25 protein-coding genes are annotated in these 23,757 nt (G+C 63.2%); 21 read left to right on the forward strand and 4 right to left on the reverse strand.

Annotated elements, in window-relative coordinates; genetic code table 11:
- The first annotated feature begins 1 nt into the window (after nucleotide 1).
- Nucleotides 2-772 carry an S-methyl-5'-thioinosine phosphorylase gene (locus tag Q0P59_RS08395; protein ID WP_295005532.1) on the forward strand — a complete coding sequence of 257 codons (771 nt, stop codon included), beginning with the start codon at nucleotides 2-4 and terminating at the stop codon, nucleotides 770-772.
- A gap of 52 nt (nucleotides 773-824) precedes the next feature.
- Here Q0P59_RS08395 and Q0P59_RS08400 read toward each other — a convergent pair whose 3' ends face one another.
- Together Q0P59_RS08400 and map are read right to left on the reverse strand one after the other, a co-directional pair.
- A complete protein-coding gene (locus tag Q0P59_RS08400) occupies nucleotides 825-3,386 on the reverse strand; it encodes a [protein-PII] uridylyltransferase (protein WP_295005534.1) in 2,562 nt (853 codons plus the stop codon).
- Nucleotides 3,386-4,186, reverse strand: a complete 801-nt coding sequence (gene map / locus Q0P59_RS08405) for a type I methionyl aminopeptidase (protein WP_295005536.1) — start codon at nucleotides 4,184-4,186, stop codon at nucleotides 3,386-3,388. The genes Q0P59_RS08400 and map overlap by 1 nt, the downstream gene beginning before the upstream one ends.
- A gap of 113 nt (nucleotides 4,187-4,299) precedes the next feature.
- On the opposite strand from map, the gene rfbD reads away from it, so the two are divergent.
- The 17 genes from rfbD (at nucleotide 4,300) to Q0P59_RS08490 (ending at nucleotide 20,111) form a co-directional block, all read left to right on the forward strand.
- Nucleotides 4,300-5,211 carry a dTDP-4-dehydrorhamnose reductase gene (gene rfbD, locus Q0P59_RS08410; protein ID WP_295005649.1) on the forward strand — a complete coding sequence of 304 codons (912 nt, stop codon included), beginning with the start codon at nucleotides 4,300-4,302 and terminating at the stop codon, nucleotides 5,209-5,211.
- A gap of 191 nt (nucleotides 5,212-5,402) precedes the next feature.
- The gene (gene rpsB / locus Q0P59_RS08415) at nucleotides 5,403-6,149 is read left to right on the forward strand and encodes a 30S ribosomal protein S2 (RefSeq protein WP_295005538.1); all 747 of its coding nucleotides are present in this window, start codon (nucleotides 5,403-5,405) and stop codon (nucleotides 6,147-6,149) included.
- Nucleotides 6,150-6,210: 61 nt separating this feature from the next.
- On the forward strand, nucleotides 6,211-7,110 hold the full coding sequence (gene tsf / locus Q0P59_RS08420; protein ID WP_295005540.1) for a translation elongation factor Ts: 900 nt from the start codon (nucleotides 6,211-6,213) through the stop codon (nucleotides 7,108-7,110).
- Between the two features lie 15 nt (nucleotides 7,111-7,125).
- Nucleotides 7,126-7,842: a UMP kinase gene (gene pyrH, locus Q0P59_RS08425; protein WP_295005542.1), complete on the forward strand. Its 717-nt coding sequence runs from the start codon at nucleotides 7,126-7,128 to the stop codon at nucleotides 7,840-7,842.
- Between the two features lie 10 nt (nucleotides 7,843-7,852).
- The gene (gene frr, locus Q0P59_RS08430; RefSeq protein WP_295005544.1) at nucleotides 7,853-8,410 is read left to right on the forward strand and encodes a ribosome recycling factor; all 558 of its coding nucleotides are present in this window, start codon (nucleotides 7,853-7,855) and stop codon (nucleotides 8,408-8,410) included.
- A gap of 27 nt (nucleotides 8,411-8,437) precedes the next feature.
- Nucleotides 8,438-9,196: a polyprenyl diphosphate synthase gene (uppS, locus tag Q0P59_RS08435; RefSeq protein WP_295005546.1), complete on the forward strand. Its 759-nt coding sequence runs from the start codon at nucleotides 8,438-8,440 to the stop codon at nucleotides 9,194-9,196.
- Nucleotides 9,189-10,010, forward strand: a complete 822-nt coding sequence (locus Q0P59_RS08440) for a phosphatidate cytidylyltransferase (RefSeq protein ID WP_295005548.1) — start codon at nucleotides 9,189-9,191, stop codon at nucleotides 10,008-10,010. The genes uppS and Q0P59_RS08440 overlap by 8 nt, the downstream gene beginning before the upstream one ends.
- Nucleotides 10,007-11,197, forward strand: a complete 1,191-nt coding sequence (gene ispC / locus Q0P59_RS08445; RefSeq protein ID WP_295005550.1) for a 1-deoxy-D-xylulose-5-phosphate reductoisomerase — start codon at nucleotides 10,007-10,009, stop codon at nucleotides 11,195-11,197. Before Q0P59_RS08440 ends, ispC begins: the two co-directional genes overlap by 4 nt.
- Complete coding sequence (gene rseP / locus Q0P59_RS08450) at nucleotides 11,194-12,561, forward strand: RIP metalloprotease RseP (protein WP_295005552.1); 1,368 nt, start codon at nucleotides 11,194-11,196, stop codon at nucleotides 12,559-12,561. Before ispC ends, rseP begins: the two co-directional genes overlap by 4 nt.
- Nucleotides 12,562-12,564: 3 nt before the next feature.
- Nucleotides 12,565-14,850 carry an outer membrane protein assembly factor BamA gene (gene bamA / locus Q0P59_RS08455; protein WP_295005554.1) on the forward strand — a complete coding sequence of 762 codons (2,286 nt, stop codon included), beginning with the start codon at nucleotides 12,565-12,567 and terminating at the stop codon, nucleotides 14,848-14,850.
- A 9-nt stretch (nucleotides 14,851-14,859) separates the two neighbouring features.
- The gene (locus Q0P59_RS08460) at nucleotides 14,860-15,369 is read left to right on the forward strand and encodes an OmpH family outer membrane protein (protein WP_295005651.1); all 510 of its coding nucleotides are present in this window, start codon (nucleotides 14,860-14,862) and stop codon (nucleotides 15,367-15,369) included.
- On the forward strand, nucleotides 15,369-16,409 hold the full coding sequence (lpxD, locus tag Q0P59_RS08465) for a UDP-3-O-(3-hydroxymyristoyl)glucosamine N-acyltransferase (protein WP_295005556.1): 1,041 nt from the start codon (nucleotides 15,369-15,371) through the stop codon (nucleotides 16,407-16,409). Before Q0P59_RS08460 ends, lpxD begins: the two co-directional genes overlap by 1 nt.
- Nucleotides 16,410-16,412: 3 nt before the next feature.
- A complete protein-coding gene (gene fabZ / locus Q0P59_RS08470) occupies nucleotides 16,413-16,847 on the forward strand; it encodes a 3-hydroxyacyl-ACP dehydratase FabZ (RefSeq protein ID WP_295005558.1) in 435 nt (144 codons plus the stop codon).
- Between the two features lies 1 nt (nucleotide 16,848).
- Nucleotides 16,849-17,619: an acyl-ACP--UDP-N-acetylglucosamine O-acyltransferase gene (gene lpxA, locus Q0P59_RS08475; protein ID WP_295005560.1), complete on the forward strand. Its 771-nt coding sequence runs from the start codon at nucleotides 16,849-16,851 to the stop codon at nucleotides 17,617-17,619.
- A 1-nt stretch (nucleotide 17,620) separates the two neighbouring features.
- Entirely contained in the window at nucleotides 17,621-18,769 is a 1,149-nt protein-coding gene (lpxB, locus tag Q0P59_RS08480) for a lipid-A-disaccharide synthase (protein WP_295005562.1), read from the forward strand.
- Nucleotides 18,757-19,347: a ribonuclease HII gene (gene rnhB / locus Q0P59_RS08485; protein ID WP_295005564.1), complete on the forward strand. Its 591-nt coding sequence runs from the start codon at nucleotides 18,757-18,759 to the stop codon at nucleotides 19,345-19,347. Before lpxB ends, rnhB begins: the two co-directional genes overlap by 13 nt.
- Nucleotides 19,344-20,111 carry an RNA methyltransferase gene (locus tag Q0P59_RS08490; protein ID WP_295005566.1) on the forward strand — a complete coding sequence of 256 codons (768 nt, stop codon included), beginning with the start codon at nucleotides 19,344-19,346 and terminating at the stop codon, nucleotides 20,109-20,111. Before rnhB ends, Q0P59_RS08490 begins: the two co-directional genes overlap by 4 nt.
- A 31-nt stretch (nucleotides 20,112-20,142) precedes the next feature.
- Here Q0P59_RS08490 and Q0P59_RS08495 read toward each other — a convergent pair whose 3' ends face one another.
- Nucleotides 20,143-20,691 (reverse strand): peroxiredoxin-like family protein, encoded by a 549-nt coding sequence (locus tag Q0P59_RS08495; RefSeq protein WP_295005569.1) that lies wholly within the window; start codon nucleotides 20,689-20,691, stop codon nucleotides 20,143-20,145.
- Between the two features lie 135 nt (nucleotides 20,692-20,826).
- Between Q0P59_RS08495 and Q0P59_RS08500 the strand changes: the two genes are divergently transcribed.
- The 3 genes from Q0P59_RS08500 (at nucleotide 20,827) to Q0P59_RS08510 (ending at nucleotide 22,853) form a co-directional block, all read left to right on the forward strand.
- Complete coding sequence (locus Q0P59_RS08500; RefSeq protein ID WP_295005571.1) at nucleotides 20,827-21,651, forward strand: cupin domain-containing protein; 825 nt, start codon at nucleotides 20,827-20,829, stop codon at nucleotides 21,649-21,651.
- Nucleotides 21,652-21,737: 86 nt separating this feature from the next.
- On the forward strand, nucleotides 21,738-22,118 hold the full coding sequence (locus Q0P59_RS08505; protein WP_295005573.1) for a thioredoxin family protein: 381 nt from the start codon (nucleotides 21,738-21,740) through the stop codon (nucleotides 22,116-22,118).
- Nucleotides 22,119-22,124: 6 nt separating this feature from the next.
- Complete coding sequence (locus tag Q0P59_RS08510; RefSeq protein WP_295005575.1) at nucleotides 22,125-22,853, forward strand: cytochrome c biogenesis CcdA family protein; 729 nt, start codon at nucleotides 22,125-22,127, stop codon at nucleotides 22,851-22,853.
- Between the two features lie 82 nt (nucleotides 22,854-22,935).
- On the opposite strand, the gene Q0P59_RS08515 is transcribed toward Q0P59_RS08510, so the two are convergent.
- Nucleotides 22,936-23,754 carry a pyruvate, water dikinase regulatory protein gene (locus tag Q0P59_RS08515; RefSeq protein WP_295005577.1) on the reverse strand — a complete coding sequence of 273 codons (819 nt, stop codon included), beginning with the start codon at nucleotides 23,752-23,754 and terminating at the stop codon, nucleotides 22,936-22,938.
- Nucleotides 23,755-23,757 lie beyond the last annotated feature (3 nt).

Below are 23,757 nucleotides of genomic sequence, written 5' to 3' on the forward strand. Positions count from 1 at the left end.
CATGTTGGCAATCATTGGCGGCAGCGGACTGACCACGCTGTCCAATCTTGACGTTTCGCACCGCGAGGTCGTGCGCACGCCGTACGGGGAAGCCTCTGGCGCCCTGGTGTTCGGAGAGATCTGCGGCCAGCCGGCCGTTTTCCTGCCGCGCCACGGCTACGGCCACACGATTCCGCCGCACAAGGTCAATTACCGGGCGAATCTGTGGGCCTTGCATCATCACAAGGTGTCCGGCGTGATTTCGGTGGCATCGGTGGGCGGGATACGCGGTGACCTGCAGCCCGGCGATATCGTTCTGCCGCACCAGATCATCGACTACACCTGGGGCCGCAACTCGACTTTCTTCGATGGCAACGGGACGCCGGTTCATCACGTCGATTTCACCGAGCCCTACGATGCCGAATTGCGGCGACGGATTCTGGAGGCCGCGCGGGACCTGAGCATCGAGATGAAGCTCGATGCCGTCTATGCCGCGACGCAGGGGCCGCGCCTCGAGACGGCCGCCGAAATCGATCGCCTGGAGCGTGACGGTGCCGATGTGGTGGGCATGACCGGCATGCCGGAAGCCGTGCTGGCCCGCGAGCTGGACTTGCCTTATGCGGCGATCAACGTCGTCGCCAATCACGCAGCCGGCCGCGGCGACAGCGTGAACGGCATCCATTTCGAAAGCCTCGAACATGTCCTGCACGAGGCCATGGGACGCGTGCGGACCATCATCGAACGGCTGGTCGGCTGCCAGGAAAGCTGCCCGCCGATCGGACTGTCCGTTTAGTCGCTGGTTATTGGTCATTGGTTGCTGGCGACTAACTGCCAGCGACTAATGACTAACTGATCTTCAGCCGCTCCATCAGCTCGGTTTCCAGGCGTATCCGGTTGTTGGTGTCCCGCAGGTCGCCGCCGCTGATCAGGAAGACGTCCTCGGCGCGTTCGCCGAGCGTCGTGATCTTGGCCGTCTGCAGGTTGGCACCATGCTCGGCCAGGGTGTTGGCTACCGTGTAAAGCAGGCCGGGGCGGTCGGCGGCGATCAGCGACAGGATGAAGTGCGTTCCCTTCTCGTCGCTGCGGATGCTGACGTCCGGCTTGATCGGGAAGTGCTTGACCTGGCGCGAGAGGCGGCCGGTGGACGGAATGTCGGGCGGGGACTGGTGCAGCAGGCGCTGCTCCAGTTCGTGTTCGATGAAGGGAACCATTTCGCGTTCGTTTTCCCGGTTCTCGACATCGAGCACGACGAAGCTGTCCAGCGCGTAGCCGTGTGCCGTCGTATGGATCTTGGCATCGACGATGCTGTAGCCGGCGCGGGCGAAAAAGCCGACGATGCGGGCGAACAGGTCGGGCTGGTCCTGCGTGTAGACCATGACCTGCAGGCCCTGGCCTTCCTGGTAGGGGCGGGCGCGGACGACCGGCTGGTTGTTGAAGATCCGGTAGTGCAGCGAACGGGTGTGCCAGGCGATTTCCTCGGCGGAATGGCGCAGGAAATAGACGGTATCGAGCTGTTTCCACAAACGCTCATGCACCGTGTCGGATAGCGCGAAGAAGCGCAGCAGGCGCATCGCTTCGGCCTGACGGTCGGCGATGACGCCGTGCGCTTCCGGGGTCTTGCCCTGCGTGATGTGGTGTTGGGCCTGGTAGTAGAGATCGGCGAGCAGCTTGCCTTTCCAGTGGTTCCAGACTTTCGGGCTGGTGCCGCGGATGTCGGCGTGGGTCAGCAGGTAGAGCGCCTGCAGGTGGCGCATGTCGCCGACCAGCTTGACGAAACGGGCGATCACGTCGGGGTCGGTGAGGTCTTCCTTCTGGGCGACCTGCGACATGACCAGGTGGTTCTTGACCAGCCAGACGACCAGCTCGGTATCTTCCTCGCTGAGGCCGTGATCGACGCAGAATTCGCGGGCGTCGACGGTGCCCAGTTCGGAATGGTCTCCGCCGCGTCCCTTGGCGATGTCGTGGAAGAGGGCGGCGACGTAGAGCAGCCAGGGGCGTTCCAGCTCGCTGACGATGCGGGAGCACATCGGGTATTCATGCGCGAACTCGCTCATCGTGAACCGGCGGATGTTGCGCATCACCTGCAGGATGTGCTGATCCACGGTGTAGACGTGGAAAAGGTCATGCTGCATCTGGCCGACGATGCGGCCGAAGTTCGGCAGGTAGTGGCCCAGGATGTCGAGCTGGTTCATGCGCCGGAACTCGTGCACGATGCCGCGTTCGCTGGTCAGCAGCTTCAGGAAGTTGGCCCGGTTTTCCGGATCGGCGCGGAACTCCGGCGTGATCAGGTCGCGCGACCGCCACAGGGCCCTGAGCGTGCGCGTCGTCATGCCGGACAGTTCATGGCACTCCTGCATGGCCAGAAAGCAGTCCAGGATGGCCGACGGGGTGCGCTCGAAGAGCTTGTCGTCGCGGATGTCGAGCAGATTCCCCACCATCTGGAAATTGTCGTCGAGCGGCTGCGGTACGAGGTCGATTTCCGGCGTCAGCGCGGCGCCGATGTTCTGCACGATCAGCGTATTGAGCACGGTGACCGATTTGGCGTGCCGGTAATACACCTGCATCAGCTGTTCCGATGCGCGCTTGGCTTCGTTCGTGACAAAGCCGAATTTCTCGGCCAGGTTGTTCTGGTAGTCGAACAGCAGGCGGTCGTCGCGACGGCCGAGCATGAAATGCAGGCGAATGCGCAGATGCCGCAGGTAGTCTTCGCAGGCTTCGGTCAGGCGCATGCCTTCTTCGCTGATGACGCCGTTTTGATGCAGCTCGGCCCAACTGGAGCCAAGTCCGGCCGCTTTCGCCATCCAGAAGATGACCTGCATGTCGCGCAGGCCGCCGGGGGATTCCTTGCAGTTCGGTTCCAGGCTGTACGGCGTTTCGTTGAAGCGCAGGTAGCGCTCCTGCTGCTCGAGGCGCTTGGCTTCGTAGAACACCAGCGGATCGAGGTTGCCGCGCAGCCGCTTCTCGAAGGTCGCGAACAGCTTCGCGTTGCCGGTCAGCAGGCGGGCTTCGAGCAAGGCCGTCTGGACCGTGATGTCGCGCGCCGCTTCATCCAGGCATTCCTGGATGGTGCGCACGCTGTGGCCGATTTCCAGCCCGATATCCCAGAAGTGTCCGACCAGTCGTTCGAGTTTTTCCTGGGTGGCCTTGCTGACTTCCTGGGGCAGGAGGATCAGCAAGTCGATGTCGGAGGCGGGGAAAAGCTCTCCCCGGCCGTAGCCGCCGACGGCAGCCAGGGTCATCGAGGCGGGGAAGTCGAAGGAGTGCCAGAGCTTCTCGAGGACGGCGTCGACCTGGGCGCAGCGGTCGCGAAGCAGGGCGCGTGCGTCGTGGGTGAGTTCGTAAGCTTGCTGAAGCTGCTGCTGGTTGGCCTTGACTTCCGCGCGCAGGGTCGCGACGTCGCAGCTCATCAGGCGATCCAGCCGGGCTTGGCGCGGCAAGCGGCCGACAGCGTCAGCACCTCGTACCCGGTCTCGGTGACCAGGATGGTGTGTTCCCACTGCGCCGACAGGCTGCGGTCCTTGGTGACGATGGTCCAGCCGTCGGCCATTTCGCGGATGGCCGCCTTGCCGGCATTGACCATCGGTTCGATGGTGAAGATCATGCCCGGCTCCAGGCGCGGCCCGGTCCCCGCCTTGCCGTAGTGCAGGACTTGCGGGTCTTCGTGGAATTTCTTGCCGATGCCGTGCCCGCAGAATTCGCGGACGATGGAGTAGCCGTTCTTCTCGGCATGCTTCTGGATGATCGCGCCGATATCGCCGAGGTAGGCGCCGGCCTTGACCACCGAAATGCCCAGCCACATGCACTCGAAGGTGATCTCGCACAGCCGGTTGGCCTGGATCGAACCTTCGCCGACCACGAACATGCGGCTGGTGTCGCCGTGGTAACCGTCCTTGATCGTCGTGATGTCGAGGTTGATGATGTCGCCGTTCTTCAGGATGCGCTCGCCGGGGACGCCGTGGCAAACCTGCTGGTTGACCGAGGTGCAGATCGACTTCGGGTAGGGGTCGTAGCCCGACGGGGCGTAGTTGAGCGGGGCGGGGATGCAGCCCTGGACATCGACCATGTAGTCGTGACAGAGCTTGTCGAGTTCGTCGGTGGTGATGCCGGCCTTGACGAAGGGTTCGATGTAATCGAGGACCTCTCCGGCGAGACGCCCGGCAACGCGCATTTTTTCGATTTCTTCCGGGGTCTTGATGGTGATGCTCATAGCTTTTTTCGGTGCGTTAGGGATAAAGAAGGATAAATGATGGGGCTGGTTTCGCAAAGCGCGAGCCCGTGGAGATGGCATACTGTGCGGGTTTTCGGCTCGTCGGGGTGATGGTGAGGATTCTTCTGCTCGGTAAGGATGGCCAGGTCGGCTGGCAGTTGCAGCGTTCCCTGGCGCCGCACGGCGAGGTTGTCGCTTGCGGGCGTGCGCAGTGTGATTTGGCCGATCCGGATCGTATTCGTTCCATCGTTCGCGACGTGCGCCCCGCCATCATCGTCAATGCGGGTGCGTATACGGCGGTCGACCAGGCCGAGTCGGAGCCCGTGCTGGCGCACCGGATCAATGCCGTGGCGCCGGAGGTGCTGGCCGCGGAGGCGGCGCGCTCGGGGGCTTTGCTGATCCATTATTCGACGGACTACGTTTTCGATGGCGGGAAGGAAGGGCCTTATGTCGAGGGCGACCCGACCGGCCCGCTCGGTGTCTATGGGCGTACCAAGCTGGAGGGCGAGGAGGCCGTTCGCGCGGCGGGTGGAAAGTCGGTGATTTTTCGTACCAGCTGGGTGTTCGGCGCGCGCGGCAACAATTTCGTCAAAACCATCCTGCGCCTGGCGCGCGAAAAAGATAGCCTGAACGTGGTCGACGATCAGGTCGGTTCGCCGACGCCCGCCGCGATGATCGCCACGGTCACCGGCGTCGGCCTGGCCATGCTGCGCCACGGGGCGGCACTCGAGCCGGGCGAGAGTCGCCTGTACCACCTGGCGGCGGCCCGGCCGGTCAGCTGGTGCGGCTTTGCCAGGACCATCGTCGGCCTGGCCGGCCAGGCGCCGGGCTTCGACCTGCGCTTGAGGCCGGAGGCGATCGCGGCCATTCCCTCCGTCGACTATCCGACACCGGCCCGTCGCCCGATGAATTCCCGGCTCGACTGTCGCCGCCTGGAAAGCGACTTCGGGCTGCAGATGCCCGACTGGCAGCCCTATCTGGAGCGCATGCTGCAGTTGCTGGCCTTGAAGCAAAATGGTTATTGAGGCTTTTGGCTTCGCTGTTCTGCTGCTATAATCCGCAGGTTTTTCTCGGTCGTTTCGACTGAGAGAAACGGTTGTCTGCATGGTGCAGGCAACCAAAATCCACACATCCGCCGATTAAGGGTGTCCGTCAAAACTCAATAATGACGGGCGTTTCCGGCGGGTGGCGGTTCAACCCTTAAAAGGAAATTGCTATGTCCGTTACCATGCGCGAAATGCTGGAAGCCGGTGTCCACTTCGGCCACCAGACCCGTTTCTGGTCCCCCAAGATGGCCCCGTACATCTTCGGCGCCCGCAACAAGATTCACATCGTCAACCTCGAAAAGACCCTGGTTAAGTACAACGAAGCCATGGCTTTCGTGAAGAAGCTGGCCTCCAACCGCGGCACCATCCTGTTCGTTGGCACCAAGCGTCAAGCCCGCGAAATCATCGGTGAAGAAGCGCTGCGCGCCGGCGCCCCGTACGTTGACCAGCGCTGGCTGGGCGGCATGCTGACCAACTTCAAGACCGTCAAGACCTCCATCAAGCGTCTGAAGGACATGGAACTGGCCGTCGAGGCCGGCGAACTCGAGCGCATGCCGAAGAAGGAAGCGCTGACCTTCCGTCGCGAACTGGAAAAGCTGCAGAAGTCCATCGGCGGCATCAAGGACATGGCCGGCCTGCCGGACGCCATCTTTGTCGTCGACGTCGGCTACCACAAGATTGCCATCACCGAAGCCGAAAAGCTGGGCATCCCGGTCATCGGCGTGGTCGACACCAACCACTCTCCGGAAGGCGTTTCCTACGTCATCCCGGGTAACGACGACTCTTCCCGCGCCATCCAGCTCTACGCCCGCGGCGTGGCCGATTCCATCCTCGAAGGTCGCAGCCAGGTGGTTGCCGACATCGTGGCGGCCGGCGGCGACGACGAATTCGTCGAAGTCGAAGAAGCGGCTGAATAAATAAAGATGTAACGGCGGAGCTTCAAGCTCCGCCAGTTTTATAAGCTCAGGAGAAAGAAATATGGCGGCAATTACCGCAGGTATGGTTGCAGAGCTGCGCGGCAAGACCGACGCACCGATGATGGAATGCAAGAAGGCGCTGACCGAAGCCGACGGCGACATGGCCAAGGCTGAAGAGATTCTTCGCGTCAAGCTGGGTAACAAGGCCTCCAAGGCCGCGGCCCGTATCGCTGCCGAAGGTATCGTCGCAGTCAGCATCTCCGCCGACGGCAAGACCGGCGCGATCATCGAAGTGAACTCCGAAACCGACTTCGTCGCCAAGAACGACGAATTCATCGCGCTGGCCAATGGCTCCGCCGCCCTGGTTGCCAACCAGAATCCGGCCGACGTCGCCGCGCTGTCCGCGCTGCCGATGGGCGAGGGTACTGTCGAATCGACCCGTTCCGCCCTGGTCGGCAAGATCGGCGAGAACATGTCCATCCGTCGCTTTACCCGCTTCGAAGCCAAGGGCAAGCTGGTTCCGTACATCCACGGCGGTGCCAAGGTTGGCGTCGTGGTCGACGTGATCGGTGGCGACGAGCAGCTGGGCAAGGACCTGGCCATGCACATCGCCGCTTCCAAGCCGAAGGCGCTGGATGCCTCGGGCGTTTCCGCCGAACTGCTCGATACCGAGCGTCGCGTCGCCATCGAGAAGGCACGGGCCGACAACAAGCCGGAAGCCATGCTGGAGAAGATCGCCGAAGGCACCGTCCAGAAGTACCTGAAGGACGTCACCCTGTTGGCGCAAGTCTTCGTCAAGGCCGAAGACGGCAAGCAGACCATCGAGCAGTTGCTGAAGGCCAAGGGCGCATCCGTCGCCGGCTTCACGCTGTACATGGTTGGCGAAGGTATCGAGAAGAAGGTCGACGACTTCGCTGCCGAAGTTGCCGCTCAAGCTGCCGCCGCCGCTGCCAAGAAGTAATTGAAAGGAACGCCGATGACCACACCCAAATACAAGCGCATCCTCCTGAAACTCTCCGGCGAGGCCCTGATGGGCAACGACGCCTACGGCATCAACCCGCAAGTGATTGCGGGGATTTGCGGAGAGATCAAGGCGGTCGCCGACATGGGCGTGGAAATCGGCGTCGTGATCGGCGGTGGCAACATCTTCCGCGGGATGGCCGGCACGGCCACCGGAATGGATCGCGCCACGGCGGATTACATGGGCATGCTGGCCACGGTGATGAACGCCATGGCGCTGTCCGACGCAATGCGTCAATGCGGCCTGAATGCCCGTGTGCAGTCGGCCCTGAATATCGAGCAGGTGATCGAGCCGTACATCCGCGGCAAGGCCATCCGCTATCTGGAAGAAGGCAAGATCGTGATCTTCGGTGCCGGTACCGGCAACCCCTTCTTCACCACCGATACCGCCGCAGCGCTGCGCGGTTCGGAAATCGGCGCGGAAATCGTGCTCAAGGCGACCAAGGTCGACGGCATCTACACGGCAGATCCCAAGAAGGATCCTTTGGCGACGCGCTACGACAAGATCAGCTTCAACGAAGCGATCTCCAGGAATCTCGCGGTCATGGACGCGACTGCCTTTGCGCTGTGCCGCGATCAGAAATTGCCGATCAACGTGTTCTCGATCTTCAAGGCCGGCGCGCTGAAGCGCGTGGTCTGCGGAGAGGACGAGGGTACGCTGGTCTATTGCTGAGGAGAGACAGATGATTGCAGATACCAAGAAAAACGCAGAGCACAAGATGCAGAGAACCCTGGAGGCGTTGAAGAACGACCTCCTGAAGGTGCGTACCGGCCGTGCCCATACCGGCCTGCTCGACCACGTCCAGGTCGACTACTACGGTTCCATGGTGCCGGTTAACCAGGTCGCCAACATTACCCTGGTCGATGCCCGTACCATCGGCGTCCAGCCGTGGGAAAAGAACATGCTGCAAAAGGTCGAGAAGGCCATTCGCGATTCCGACCTCGGCCTGAACCCGGCCTCGCAGGGCGAACTGATCCGCGTGCCGATGCCGGCGCTGACCGAAGAGCGGCGCAAGGAAATGATCAAGGTCGTCAAGAACGAAGGCGAGGGCGCCAAGGTGGCCATCCGCAACCTGCGCCGCGATGCCAACACCCATCTCAAGGATGCGCTGAAGAAGGGCGAGATTCCGGAAGACGACGAGCGCAAGGCGCAGGACGATATCCAGAAGCTGACCGACAAGTTCATCGTCGAAGTCGACAAGATGCTCGCCACGAAAGAGGCCGAGCTGATGCAGGTTTAAGCGGTTTCAGCCCAGACAGCCGGCTGCATGGCCCTTTTTTCGAGTTCGACGCGAGACGTCCCGCAGGAGGCTGCGATGCCTCGGCACGTCGCCGTCATCATGGACGGCAACGGCCGCTGGGCGAAAAAACGCTTTCTGCCGCGCGTGGCGGGGCACGTCAAGGGCGTCGAGCTGGTCCGCGAGATGGTGCGCGCCTGTCTCGAGCAGGGCATCCAGTATTTGACCCTGTTCGCCTTTTCCTCCGAGAACTGGCGGCGCCCGCAGGATGAAGTGACGCTGCTCATGCAGCTCTTCGTCAAGGCGCTCGAGCAGGAAGTCGAAAAGCTCGACCGCAATGGCGTCCGTTTGCGCGTGATCGGCGATCTTTCCCGCTTCGAGCCGCGCCTGCAGGGTTTGATCCGCAAGGCCGAAGAGCAAACGGCCGGCAATACCCGCCTTGATCTGACCATCGCCGCCAATTACGGCGGCCGCTGGGACATCATGCAGGCAGTCAACCGCATGCTGGCGGCCCGGCCCGAGCAGCGCGAAGGCTGGCAGGAAGCCGACCTCGACCCCTATCTGTCGATGAACTTCGCACCCGAGCCCGATCTGTTCATCAGGACCGGCGGCGAGGAGCGGATCAGCAACTTCCTGCTCTGGCAGCTGGCCTATACCGAATTGTATTTCACCCCCACGTTGTGGCCGGATTTCGACACCGAGGAATTCGCCAAGGCCATCGCTTCCTTCCAGCAGCGCGAACGCCGTTTTGGCAGGACCAGCGAGCAACTGGTGAAGCCGAATGCTTAAGACGCGCGTCATCACCGCGCTGGTCTTGGTGTCGCTCCTGTTGCCCAGCATGTTCTGGCTGTCGCAATCGGCCTGGGCTCTGCTGGTGGCGGTCTTCATTGGTATTGCCGCCTGGGAGTGGGGCGCATTGCTGGGCTGGAAGTCCCAATCCCGGGTCGCCCTCGGCGTGCTGGTCGGGGCGCTCTGCGCCGGGCTTTCCCTGCTCGATCCGGCCACTCTGGAATTCCGCCTGGGATCGACCTGGGCGGCCGCGGCCTACGGACTGTCCGCGGCCTTCTGGCTCATCCTCATGCCCTTCTGGCTGAGGAGCAAGTGGGCCATCGGCGGTGCTAGCGGATTGTTGGTCGGCGCCGTCGTCCTGATTCCGACCTGGCTGGCCATGGTTCAATTGCGGGCGCTGGGTGCCGCGGCCCTGCTCGGCATCTTTGCCGTGGTCTGGATGGCCGATATCGCCGCCTATTTTTCGGGGCGGGCCTTCGGCAAGCACAAGCTGGCGCCCACGATCAGCCCGGGAAAGACCTGGGAGGGCGCCATCGGTGCCGGCGTCGGCGTAGTCGTCTATGGCCTGGTGATTCGGCAGGTTTTCGACATTCAGCTGCTGTCGCTGCCGCTCTGGGTGGTCGTCCTTTTTGTCGTTACCGGTGTCAGCATCGTCGGTGACCTGTTCGAGTCGCTGCTCAAGCGCAAGGCGGGCATCAAGGACAGCAGCAATATCCTGCCGGGGCATGGCGGGGTGCTGGATCGTATCGACAGCCTGACCTCCACGCTGCCGGTCGTCGCGCTCTTCCTGCTGCTGGTCCAGCGTTCGGCATGACAGTCCGGAACATCACCGTCCTCGGTTCGACGGGATCGATCGGTGTCAGCACGCTCGACGTCATACGCCGGCATCCCGATCGCTACCGGGCGTTTGCCCTGTGCGCGCATAGCCAGGTCGACAAGCTGTTCGAGCAATGCCTCGAGTTCCACCCGCGTTTTGCCGTTTTGCGCGATGCCTCGCTGGCCGCGCAACTGGCGGAGCGCTGCCGTGCCGCCGGGGTGCCGACTGAGGTTCGTCACGGCGTGGAGTCGCTGGTCGAGTTGTCTGCGCTGCCCGAGGTCGATTCGGTCATGGCGGCCATTGTCGGCGCCGCCGGCCTTGAGCCGACGCTGGCCGCAGCCAGGGCCGGCAAGCGGGTCATGCTGGCCAACAAGGAAGTCCTGGTCATGGCTGGCGAGCTGTTCATGCACGCGGTGCGCGAGCATGGCGCCCGCCTGCTGCCGGTCGATAGCGAGCACAACGCCATCTTCCAGTCCTTGCCGGCGGATTTTTCCCGTGGCTTGAAGGCGTGCGGCGTCCAGAAGATCCTGCTGACGGCTTCCGGAGGGCCCTTCAGGAAGGTGGCCCTGGCCGACCTCGAGCATGTCACGCCCGAGCAGGCCTGCGCCCATCCGAACTGGGTCATGGGGCGGAAGATTTCGGTCGATTCGGCGACCATGATGAACAAGGGGCTGGAGGTCATCGAGGCGCGCTGGCTCTTCGATGCGCCGCCGGAGATGATCCAGGTCGTCGTGCACCCGCAAAGCGTCATCCACTCTGCCGTCCAGTATGAGGACGGATCGGTGTTGGCGCAGTTGGGCAATCCGGACATGCGGACGCCGATTGCCTACGCCATGGCGTGGCCTGAGCGAATCACCGCCGGCGTCGAGCCGCTGGATCTATTCCGGATCGCCCGTCTCGATTTCGAGGCGCCGGATTTCGAGCGCTTCCGTTGTCTGCAGCTGGCGTACGATGCGTTGCACGCAGGCGGTACGGCGCCGGCTATTCTGAACGCGGCCAACGAGGTGGCGGTGGCGGAGTTTTTGGCGGGGAAGCTGTCCTTCCGCGGTATTGCCCGCCTGAACGATCAGGTGCTGCAGTCTCTGCCGGCTGGTCCGGAAGGGAGCCTGGCCGACGTGATCGCTGCCGATGCCGAGGCGCGCCGCCTCGCCGTGCGCCTGATCCGGGAACGCAGCTTCGCGTGAACGACGTTCCGTTCTATTTGGCCGCGTTTGCGGTTGTCCTGGGTGTGCTGATCGTTGTCCACGAGTTGGGTCATTACCTCGTGGCCCGATGGTGCGGCGTCAAGGTGCTGCGTTTCTCGGTCGGCTTCGGGCGTATCCTGTGGCAGAAGCGCCTGGGCAAGGATCGCACGGAATGGGCGGTGAGCATTTTTCCGTTGGGCGGCTATGTCAAGATGCTCGACGAAAGGGTGGGCAGCGTACCCGCCGACGAGGTGCATCGGGCGTTCAATCGCCAGGGCGTGGGCAAGCGCAGCCTGATCGTGGCGGCCGGGCCGCTCGCCAATTTTGCGTTGGCCATCCTGCTCTATTGGGCTGTGTTCATGCACGGCAGCGACGAATTGTTGCCCGTCCTGGGCTCGCCCCCCGACGGCTCGCCGGCGGCAATCGCGGCCATCCATAACGGAGAGCAGGTTCGCCGGGTCGATGGGCAGCCGGTCGCCACCTGGAACGATTTCCGCTGGCTGCTGCTGCAAAAGGCAGCCGATCAGCCGAGCGTCGATCTCGAGGTGATCAACGCCAGGGATGAGATTTCATACCGTCGCCTCGACTTGCGGGCCGTGGCCGAGCAGGGCTGGGAGGGCGATGCGCTGGAGAGGCTGGGCGTCCGTTTTTATCGCCCGGATACGCCGCCGGTATTCGGCGAGGTCGTGCCCGGCGGGCCGGCCGCGCGTGCCGGACTTAAGTCCGCGGACCGGGTGTTGCGCATCGACGGTCGCGAAATCGCCTTGTGGCTCGACTTTGTCGCCGTCGTCCGCGAGTCGGCCGGCCGGTCCGTTCAGCTGGAAGTGCTGCGGGGCGATGAACTGCTCGTCGTTGACCTGATTCCCGATCCGGTAGCCGAAAAGGGGCGGACGGTCGGCAAGGTCGGTGTCGCGGTCAGGACGGATGCGGGAAGCCGGCGCGAACTGCGAACTTTTGTTCGTCATGATTTCTTAGAGTCGGGCCGCCTTGCGCTGATCGAGACCTGGGACAAGTCGGTATTCAGTCTGGTCATGATGGGCAAGATGCTCACCGGGGAGGTGTCCTGGAAGAACCTCTCGGGACCGGTCACGATTGCCGACTATGCGGGGCAATCGGCACGCCTGGGACTCGATTACTATCTCAAGTTCATGGCGCTGGTGAGCATCAGCCTGGGCGTCCTGAATCTGCTGCCCATCCCGGTTCTGGACGGTGGGCATTTGTTGTATCATATGCTAGAAGTCGTCAGGCGCAGGCCGCTCTCCGAGCGTGCAATGGAAATCGGCCAGCAGATTGGCATGTCCATTCTCTTCGCCCTGATGGCTTTCGCCTTTTTTAACGATATCTCTCGCCTGCTCAACGGCTGAATAATGAAGAAAACCCTGTTGTCCGTCATGATTGCCAGCGTATTTGCCTCGCCGGTGCTGGCATTCGAACCCTTTACGGTCAAGGACATCCGGGTTGAGGGCATCCAGCGCACCGAAGCGGGTACCGTCTTCGGCTACCTGCCCGTCAAGGTCGGCGAGACGCTGAGCGACGAAAAGGCGGCGCAGTCGATCAAGGCCTTGTTCGCCACCGGTTTTTTCAAGGACGTCAGGGTCGAGGTCGAAAAGGATGTCATGGTCGTCGTCGTCCAGGAACGACCGGCTGTCGCGACCATCAACTTTGTCGGTCTGAAGGAATTCGACAAGGATGTCATTATCAAGGCCCTCAAGGAAACCGGTATCGCCGAAGGGCGGATCTTCGACCGGGCATTGCTCGAGAAGGCCGAGCAGGAATTGAAGCGGCAGTATCTGACGCGCGGCAAGTACGCGGCAAACATAACGACCACCGTTACGCCGCTGGAACGCAACCGCGTCGGCATCAACTTCAATGTCGAAGAAGGTTCCGCGGCCAAGATCAAGCAGATCAACATCATCGGCGCCAAGGCCTTCCGCGAGAAGGAACTGCTTGGCCAGTTCGAATTGACCACGCCGGGCTTGCTGACGTGGTACACCAAGAACGACCAGTATTCGCGGCAGAAGCTTTCGGCAGATCTCGAGAAGCTCAAGTCCTTCTACATGAACCAGGGCTACCTGGAGTTCGCCGTCGAATCGACCCAGGTGTCGATCTCTCCCGACAAGCAGGATGTCTACATCACCGCGAACATTGTCGAAGGCGAGCGCTATCAGGTTTCATCGGTCAAGGTCGCCGGCGATTTCTCGCTGTCCGAGGATGAGCTGAAAAAGCTGCTCAAGATCAAGACGGGTGACGTCTTCTCGCGCGAAAAGTTGAACGAATCCACCAAGGCCATCAGCGACCGGCTGGGCAAGGAAGGCTATGCCTTTGCCAACGTCAACGCGGCGCCGGAGATCGACAAGGAAAAGAACAAGGTTGCCTTCACGATTTTTGTCGATCCGGGCAAGCGGGTTTATGTGCGTCGCGTCAATGTGACCGGCAACACCAAGACGCGCGACGAGGTGATCCGCCGCGAAGTACGCCAGATGGAAGGCGGTTGGTACGATGCGGACAAGGTGACGGCATCCAAGCAGCGCGTGGACAAGCTGGGTTTCTTCTCCGAAGTGGCCGTGGAAACGCCTGCCGTCAGTGGTACCTCGGACCAGCTCGACGTCAATCTCAACGTGACCGAAAAGCCGACCGGGAACCTGATGCTGGGCCTGGGTACGTCCAGCACCGACAAGGTCATCCTCTCCGGCTCGATTGCCCAGAACAACTTCATGGGCAGCGGCAACAACGTCGCGATCCAGGTCAATTCGGCCAAGACCTACCGCACTTACGTCTTCTCCTACACCAATCCTTACTTCACGCAGGATGGGGTCAGCCAGGGCTTCGACGTTTACCACCGCACCTTCAATACAACCTCGACGACGCTGGCCTATTATTCGTCGTCGTCCACGGGGGGGGCGATCCGTTTCGGTTTCCCGATCGGCGAGAAGGAATCGATCGGTGTCGGCCTCGGTCTCGACTCGACCAGCATCAAGACCTATACGCAAACGCCGCAGTACTACAAGGATTACGTCACCAAGTTCGGCGAAACCAACCTGTCAGTACCGCTCACGCTGAGCTGGGCCAGCGACGGCAAGGACAGCTATTTCTTCCCGACCAAGGGCACCTTCCAGCGCGCCTCGCTCGAGGTTGCGCTGCCGGGCGGCGACCTGACGTACTACCGTGCCAGTTACCAGCTCCAGCATTTCGTGCCGCTCAACTCGAAGTTCACCCTGATGGTCAATGGCGAATACGGCATGGCCAATGGCTACGGCGCCTCCGGCCTGCCCTTCTTCAAGAACTACTATGCGGGCGGCGTGACCTCGGTGCGCGGCTACAAGGCCTCCTCCCTCGGCCCGATCTATACCGATCCGTCGACGACGACGCAATACCGTCTCGGCGGCAATCGCCGTGTCGTCGGCAATGCCGAGTTGCTGTGGAGTTTGCCCGGCATGGACAAGTCGTTCAGAATGGGATGGTTTGTTGACGGCGGCCAGGTATATGGCAGCGATGAGAAGGTCGACTTTGCCGATTTGCGCTATTCGACCGGTTTGTCCGCGGCCTGGATTTCGCCGATTGGCCCGCTCAAGTTCAGTATCGGCAGGCCGTTGAACAAGAAGGATACCGACAAGACCGAAGTCTTCCAGTTCCAGATGGGCACTACGTTTTAATTCAGGAGTATCAAGTTGAAAGTCAAATCCGTTGTCCTCGCCTCGCTGATGTCCGCATTGTTCGTGACGGGCGCCTACGCCGCCGAACTGAAAGTGGGTTATGTGAACACGCAGCGTATCTTCCGCGACGCGCCGGCTGCCCAGAAGGCCGCCAAGAAGCTGGAAGGTGAATTTGCCAAGCGCGATCAGGATTTGCAGCGCATGGCCAAGCAGCTGCAGGGCCTGCAGGAAAATCTGGAAAAGAATTCGGTGACCATGGCCGAGAGCGAGCGTCGTTCCAAGGAAAAGGAGTTCGGCGAGCTTTCCCGCGAATTCCAGCGTCGCCAGCGTGAATTCCGCGAAGACCTGAACCTGCGCCAGAACGAAGAAAACGCTGCGGTCATCGAAAAGGCCAACAAGGCCATCAAGCAGATTGCCGAAGCCGACAAGTTCGACCTGATCCTGCAGGACGTGGTCTGGGTCAGCCCGCGTCTGGACATTACCGAGCGCGTTATCAAGGCACTGTCGGAAGCCAAGTAATGAGCGTGAACGGAGCTTCGTTCACGCTTGCCGAGATCGCCGCCCGTTTGGGCGGCGATGTGCTTGGAGATGCGCAAACACGCATCAGCCAGGTCGCTTCGGTCGGTAATGCCGCGACAGGCGATATCACCTTCCTGGCCAATCCGAAGTTCAGGAGCCAGTTGGCCGCCTGCCGGGCGTCGGCCGTCATCCTGCGCGCCGATGCGGTCGACGATTTCGACGGTGCGCGCATCGTGACCGCCAATCCCTACGCCTACTACGCGCGGGTGGCGACCCTGCTGAATCCCTGCCAGGCGGGTTTTTCGGGCATCCATCCCTCGGCGTTTGCCGAATCGCCCGTTCCCCCGAGCGCCTCGCTGGGTCCGAATGTCGTGATCGGCAAGGGCGTGACCTTGGGCGAGAACGTCGTGCTCGGCGCGGGATGTGTCGTCGGCGACGGGGCGAGCATTGGCGACGGAACCGTGTTCCATCCCCGGGTGACTGTCTATTACGGTTGCCAGGTCGGCGCACGCTGCATCGTTCATTCCGGTGCGGTGATCGGCTCCGATGGCTTCGGCTTTGCTCCCGACGGCCAGGACTGGGTGAAGATTCCCCAGATCGGTCGCGTGCGGATCGGCAACGATGTCGAGATCGGCGCCAATACCACCATCGACCGCGGCGCCATCGACGATACGGTGATCGATGACGGCTGCAAGCTCGATAATCTGGTCCATCTCGGACACAACTGCGTCATCGGGCGGAACTCGGTACTGGCCGGCTGCGTGGGTGTTGCCGGCAGCACGGTGTTCGGCGAGCATTGCATCGTCGGCGGTGCCGGGATGATTTCCGGGCATCTGAACATTGCATCGGGAACGACGATTTCGGGTGGGTCGACGCTGATGAAGAGCATCGCCAAGCCCGGTGTCTATACCAGCGTTTTCCCGATCGATACGCACGAGGACTGGTTGCGCAATGCGTCGCATCTTCGCCGCCTGTCAAAGCTCGCGGATCGCATTGCCGATCTCGAGAAGCAACTTAAACAAAAAGACATAGAGGGTTGATAAATGGATATCCATGAGATTCTTGATCATTTGCCGCATCGCTACCCGTTCCTGCTGATCGACCGCGTGGTGGAAGTTGTTCCCGGCAAGTCGATTCACGCCTACAAGAACGTGACCATCAACGAGCCCTTCTTTGTCGGCCATTTCCCGCATCACCCGGTCATGCCGGGCGTGCTGATCATGGAAGCGCTGGCCCAGGCGGCCGGCATCCTGTCGTTCAAGACCGAAGGCAAGAAGCCGACCGAAAGCGATGTCTTCTACTTTGCCGGTATCGACGATGCCCGCTTCAAGCGGCCTGTGATGCCGGGCGACCAGCTGCATCTGCATGTCGAGATCGAGCGCCAGATGCGCGGCATCTGGAAGTTCAAGGGCGAAGCCCGGGTCGATGGCCAACTGGCGGCCGAGGCCCGCCTGATGTGCGCCAAGCGGGACCTGTGACATGATCCATCCCACTGCCATTGTCGATCCGGGCGCCAGGATCGGTGCCAACGTCGAGATCGGCCCCTATACGATCGTCGGTCCCCATGTCGAGATCGGCGACAACACCGTCATCGGCCCGCATTGCGTGATTCGCGGCCATACGCGGATCGGTCGCGACAATCGCATCTTCCAGTTCTGTTCGCTCGGCGAGGTGCCGCAGGACAAGAAATACGCCGGCGAACCGACCCGCCTGGAAATCGGCGACCGCAACACCATCCGCGAATTCTGCACCTTCAATCTGGGCACCGTTCAGGATCGGGGCGTGACCTCGATCGGCGACGACAACTGGATCATGGCCTATGTGCATATCGCCCACGATTGCCAGGTCGGCAACAAGGTCACCTTTGCCAACAACGCCTCGCTGGCGGGGCATGTCGTGGTCGACGACTGGGCGATTCTCGGCGGTTTTACCGGCGTTCACCAGTTCTGCCGCATCGGCGCGCACGTCATGACGGCGGTCAGCACCGTCATTCTCCAGGACGTCCCGCCCTATCTGATGGCGGCCGGCAATACGGCCCAGCCCTACGGCATCAACGTCGAGGGCCTGAAGCGACGCGGTTTCAACGCCGACGCGATCACCTCGCTCAAGCGCGCCTACCGGACCCTCTACAAATCGGGGCTGCTGCTCGAAGAGGCCAAGGCCAAGCTGGTCGAAGACGCCAAGACCCAGCCGGATGTTCAGCGTTTCGTCGATTTCCTCGAGGTCTCCAAGCGCGGCATCATTCGTTGACATGGGTAAAGCAGTCAGAATTGCCGTGGTGGCCGGGGAGGCCTCCGGGGATCTCCTGGCCAGCCACCTGATCGCGGCCCTGAAACAGCATTTGCCGGATGCCGTCTTCTACGGCATCGGCGGGCCCAAGATGCAGGCGCAAGGGTTCGATGCCTGGTGGCCGATGGACAAGCTGTCGGTCATGGGTTACTGGGATGCCCTGAAGCATTACCGGGAAATCGCCGGTATTCGCCGCCAGCTGAAGAAGCGTCTGCTCGAACTGCGCCCGGACGTGTTCATCGGCGTCGATGCGCCGGATTTCAACCTGGGGCTGGAAACCGACCTCAAGGCGGCCGGCGTGCCCACCATCCACTACGTCAGCCCGTCGATCTGGGCGTGGCGCGGCGGGCGCATCAAGAAAATCGCCCGTGCCGTCAACCGCGTGCTGGCGCTGTTCCCGATGGAACCGCCGCTCTACGAGAAGGAGCGGATTCCGGTGACTTACGTCGGGCATCCGCTGGCCGACATCATTCCGCTGGAAACGAGCAAGGTCGCCGTCCGCGAAAAGCTCTCGCTGCCCAGGGACTACCCGGTCTTTGGCATGCTGCCGGGCAGCCGTCGCGGCGAACTGGAGATGATGGCCGACACCTTCGTGCAGACGGCCAGGATCATCCGCGAGCGCCATCTGCCGCACGCCATCTTCGTCGTGCCGCTGGCCACCCGCGAGACGCGGCTGCAGTTCGAGGCCGCCATCTATCGGCAACAGGCTGGCGACGTGCCGTTCCGCCTGCTTTTCGGCCATGCCCAGGATGCTCTCGGCGCGGCCGACGTGTCGCTGGTCGCCAGCGGCACTGCGACGCTGGAGGCGGCGCTGATCAAGCGCCCGATGGTCATCACCTACAAGATCGCCCGGTTCTCGTACTGGCTGATGAAGCGGATGGCCTACCTGCCGTATGTCGGCCTGCCCAACGTGCTGGCCGGGCGTTTTGTCGTGCCCGAAATCATTCAGGACGAGGCGACGCCGGAGAATCTCGCCGAAGCGCTGGTCAAGCTGTATGGCGACAAGGAAAACGCCGAAGCCGTCGAAGAGGCGTTTACCGACATCCATCTGCAACTGCGCCAGAACACGGCCGACAAGGCTGCGCGGGCGGTTGTCGCATGCCTGAACTGATCGTTCCCGAGGGACTCGTCTGCGGCATTGACGAAGCCGGGCGGGGGCCGCTGGCCGGCCCCGTGGTGGCCGCCGCCGTCATTCTCGATCCGGCCCGCCCCATCGCCGGCCTGAACGACTCCAAGAAGCTGAGCGAAAAAAGGCGCGACGCGCTGGCCGTGCTGATCCGCGAAAACGCGCTGGCCTGGTGCGTTGCCGAGGCGACGGTCGAGGAGATCGACCGCCTCAACATCCTGCATGCGACGATGCTGGCCATGCAGCGCGCGGTGGCCGGCCTGGCGCCCAAGGCTGAGCGCGCGCTGGTCGACGGCAATCGTTGTCCCCGTCTCGATATCCCGGCCGAAGCCGTGGTCAAGGGCGACGGCAAGATTGCGTCGATCGCCGCCGCCTCCATCCTGGCCAAGACCGTTCGCGATGCCGGCATGCTGGCCTTGCATGCGACCTATCCGCAATACGGTTTCGACCGCCACATGGGCTATCCCACGGCCGCGCACGTTGCCGCGCTGGAGGCGCATGGCGCGTCGCCGGTGCATCGCACGAGCTTCGGGCCGGTGGCGCGGCAACTTTCCCTGCTGTGAAATTCATACAGTCGCGCGACAACGCCTTGTTCAAGCAGCTCAGGAAGCTGGCTGAATCCGGGCGCGAGCGGCGCAAGGCGGGCCTGACGCTGCTCGATGGCGTGCATCTCGTCCAGGCCTACGAGGATGCCTTCGGTCGCCTGGACACCCTGATCGTCGCCGAATCGGCGGCCAGCGGCGAGGTGGCCGACTATGCCGCCGGCCGGGAAGTTGTCGTGCTGGCGGATGCCCTGATGCGCGACCTGGGCCTGGTCGATACGCCGAGCGGCCTGCTGGCGATGGCGCCGATACCGGCCGCCAGGGAAGGTTTTCGCCCGGATCGCGACGCCATCCTGCTCGACGGCGTGCAGGACCCGGGCAATCTCGGTACCTTGCTGCGCACGGCCGCTGCCGCCGGCATCCGACAGGCCGTGCTCTCCCCTGGCTGTGCCTCGGCCTGGGCGCCCAAGGTGCTGCGCGCCGGGCAGGGCGCCCACTTCGCGCTGGACATCCACGAGGATGTCGATCTCCTGGCGACGATGGCCGGCTATGCCGGAACCACCGCGGTCACCTGCCTCGATGGCGCCACCTCGCTCTACGCGGCTGCCTGGTCCGGGCCTGTCGCCTGGGTGTTCGGCGCCGAGGGGCAGGGGGTCAGCCAGCCCTTGATCGAAGCCGCCCGCTTGCGCATTCGGATACCGATGCCGGGTGCCGTGGAGTCGCTCAACGTCGCCGCCGCCGCAGCGGTCTGCCTGTTCGAGGCGGTGCGCCGACGCCTGGCCTGAATTGCTGTCGGGCCGGCGCTGCCGCCCGGAATCACAGGCTGTTGGCGTACTCGCCGCGCGCCGGATAATCGTTGGCGACGACGAAATCGATGGCGCCGAGAAGGTCCGCGAATTGCGGGCGGGCGAAGGGCATGGTCTGCACCGCGCCGTAGTACAGCGTCCCGTCCGGCCGGACAAGGAAGACCCCGGGTTCGCTGAACAAGGCGGGCTCCTCCAGCCCGATCGAGGTCTTTCCGCGCGATGCGCTGATATAGAGCCCCCACTGGCGGGCGCTGTGCAGCGTCAGGCCATATCCGAACGCCAGGGCCGTGGCATGGACCTTTTCCGCCATCGCCACGGCGCGCTCCTGGTTGTCGCTGCTGACGGCGAGGACCTGGACCCCGCGCTTGTTGAATTCCGGGGTCAGCCTTTCCAGCTCCAGCAGGTATTTGGCGCAGATCGGGCAATGCAGGCCGCGATAAAACACGATCAGGTCGAAGCGTTCCCCGGGCTTGGCGCCGAGGACGAAACGTCCCCCGGTGGTGAGCGGGACGTTGAGGGCCGGAACGGGCGTGCGGGGCATGAGGGCTTGTGCGTTCATCGGATTTCCTTGGGGTGGTGGCGGTGAATGAAGGGGTCGCGAGGCGATGAGCAATCCGGCTTCTTGACCTTCATGGTGCAGTGTGATGGACTACTGGTTGTATTTTGTTCAGAATTATTTGCAGATCGTACAAACATGTCTGTTTCCTCCCGCCTTGACCGCCTGTCCGCCTTGCTTGAAGCCCTGGCGCCACGGGTTGAACTGATCCGGGCCGAATGCCCGGAGCCCACCGCCTCGGCGACGCGCTGCCTGGAGCTCTACCTGCTGACCCGGGGCGACGCCGTGTTGACCGGGCCGAACGCCGCGCGCCGCATTGCTGCCCCGTCGCTCGTCGTTTGCCGTTCGGACCTCGCGCATCACCTGTCCGCTGTCGGCGAAGAGGGGCTTGGGCACCTGGTGCGTGCCAAGGTGTTTGTCGAAGGCCCGGCCGGCGTGCTGCTCTTCAACGAATTCGCCGAAGCGGTCGTCCTCTCCCTGGCGCAGACCGACACGGCCCTGAGCCAGGCCGTCGCGCTGATTTCGTCCGAACTGGCGATGCCGCGTTGCGGTCAGCCGGCGCTGCTCAACCGGGCCGGCGACATTCTGTTCATCGGCCTTCTGCGCCACCTCGTCGCCCATCCCGCCACCGGCCGCGGCCTGTTCAACGGACTGGCCGACCCGCGCATTGCGCGATCGCTGGTGGCCCTGCACAGCGTGCCGCAGGAGGCGTGGACGCTGGAGCGGATGGCGGCCGAGGCCGGCATGTCCCGCACGGCCTTTGCCAACGCATTTCGGGATGCCATGAATCAGACGCCCGGCAAGTATCTCGGGATGTTGCGCCTGGCCATCGCGCGATCCGCCGTGGCCGCCGGGCACGGCTTGAAGAGGGCCGCCCGGGAATCCGGGTACGCCAGTTCGTCGGCCCTTTCCCGGGCGCTGTCCCGGACGCCGGACGAGGAAGGCGCCGGCCGCCGGGCCTGAGCAAGCCCGACCCGACGCGACTGTAAGAAATCCGCGCCGCCAGCGACTGATGGTCGACGCTGTGTCTTTTCTTGCGGAGAATCCTGATGACCCTCTTCAAATCCCTGCTGGCGGTCGCGCTGCTGGCATCGGCCAATCTGGCCGCGGCCCTGGAAATAAAACCCTATTCGGCGCTGGCCCTGGCCGACCTGCAGGAGGCAGGCCAAGCGGTGGCCCTGCATTTCCACGCCGACTGGTGTCCTACCTGCCGTGCGCAGGAAAAGGTCTTCAATGGCTGGAAAGGCGATCCGGCGGTGCCCGGCACCTTGCTGGTCGTCAATTACGACAACGAGCGCGAGTTGAGGAAGCGCCTGGGCGTGCGCAGCCAGTCCACCCTGATCGTCTTCAAGGGCAAGGCCGAAACGGCGCGACTGGCCGGCGATACCGATCCCAGGGCGCTGGCCGGCGCGCTCGGCAGCGCCCGGTAGCGGGCCATGGATATTTCCTTCGGCCATCTGGGACTCAGCGTGCTGGCTGGCAGCCTGACCACCTTGTCGCCCTGCATCTTTCCGTTGTTGCCGCTGGTGGTCGGCGGGGCGGTGCAGAACAACCGTCTGGCGCCGCTGGCCATGGGCCTGGGCATGGCCGTCTCGTTCGCCCTGATCGGTATTTTCCTTGGCGCGCTGGGACCGGCGCTCGATATCGATGCGGAGAGCGTGCGCCTGGCCGGAGCCTGGATGTTGATCGTTTTCGGCCTGGCGATGCTCGTTCCCGTTCTCAATGAACGCTTCACGCAGTGGCTGGCGCCCATCGCCTCGCGTGCCCACGGCGTCTCGGCCAGGCTGGACGGCGGCTCGCCGGGTAGCGCGCTGCTGCTTGGCGCGGCTCTCGGCCTGGTCTGGAGCCCTTGTTCCGGGCCGCTCCTGGCTTCGGCGCTGACGCTGGTTGCCAGCGAAGGCGGCGCGGCGCGCGGCGGCATCGTGCTCGGGCTGTTCGGGATTGGGGCGGCCATCCCGCTGGTTGCCGTCGCCTACGCCTCGCGGCAGGGGTTCAATGCGGCGAGGGGCTGGGTGCTGAAGCGGATCGACGGCATCAAGAAGGCCTTCGGGCTGTTGATCCTGGCCACCGGCGTGGCTATCCTGAGCGGCGCCGACAAATGGCTGGAAGCCCGGGTACTGGCCATGCTGCCCGATGCCTGGGTACGCGTGACGACGCTGTTCTGATCGCCTCGCCACGGTTTCGCGCACGAAAAAACGGCGCCGGTGATGGCGCCGTTTGGCCTGCTGCCAGCCAGCCTTGGCTCGCTCAGCGCAGCTTCAGTTCCTGCAGGATGGTCGTCGCGATTTCCTCGATCGACTTGGTGGAGGAGTCGAGCCAGCGGATGCCTTCGCGGCGCATCATCTTCTCGGCTTCGGCGACCTCGAAGCGGCAGTTGGCCAGCGAGGCGTACTTGCTGCCGGCGCGCCGTTCCTCGCGGATCTGGGTCAGGCGTTCCGGCTGGATGGTCAGGCCGAACAGCTTGCTGCGGTGCTTTTCCAGCGTGCCGGGCAGGCGGCCGCGGTCGAAATCCTCCGGGATCAGCGGGAAATTGGCCGCCTTCAGGCCGAACTGCATGGCCAGGTACAGCGAGGTCGGCGTCTTGCCGCAGCGCGAAACGGCGACCAGGATGACATCGGCCTCTTCCAGGTCGCGGTCGGTGATGCCGTCGTCGTGGGCCAGCGTGTAGTTGATCGACTCGATGCGCTGCTTGTACTCGGAGCTTTCCGCCGAGCCGTGCGAGCGGCCGACGGTGTGGTTCGACTGCCGGCCCAGTTCGGCCTCCAGCGGCGCCAGGAAGGAGTCGAAGTAGGACAGGCAGAAGGCGTCGGCCTGGTGCACGATGCCGGACAGGTCGGGATTGACCAGCGTCGTGAACACGATCGGGCGCATGCCGTCGGCTTCGCCCTGGGCGTTGATCCGGGACACGGCTTCCTGCGCCTTTTCGACGTTGTCGAGAAAGGGGATGCGAATCTGCTTGAATTCGACATCCTCGAACTGCGTCATCAGGCTGTGGCCCAGGGCTTCGACGGTCAGGCCGGTGCCGTCCGAGACGAAAAATACGGTGCGTTTGATGGGGGTAGGCATGGT

Source organism: uncultured Dechloromonas sp., assembly GCF_945957265.1.
Lineage (GTDB): Bacteria > Pseudomonadota > Gammaproteobacteria > Burkholderiales > Rhodocyclaceae > Azonexus.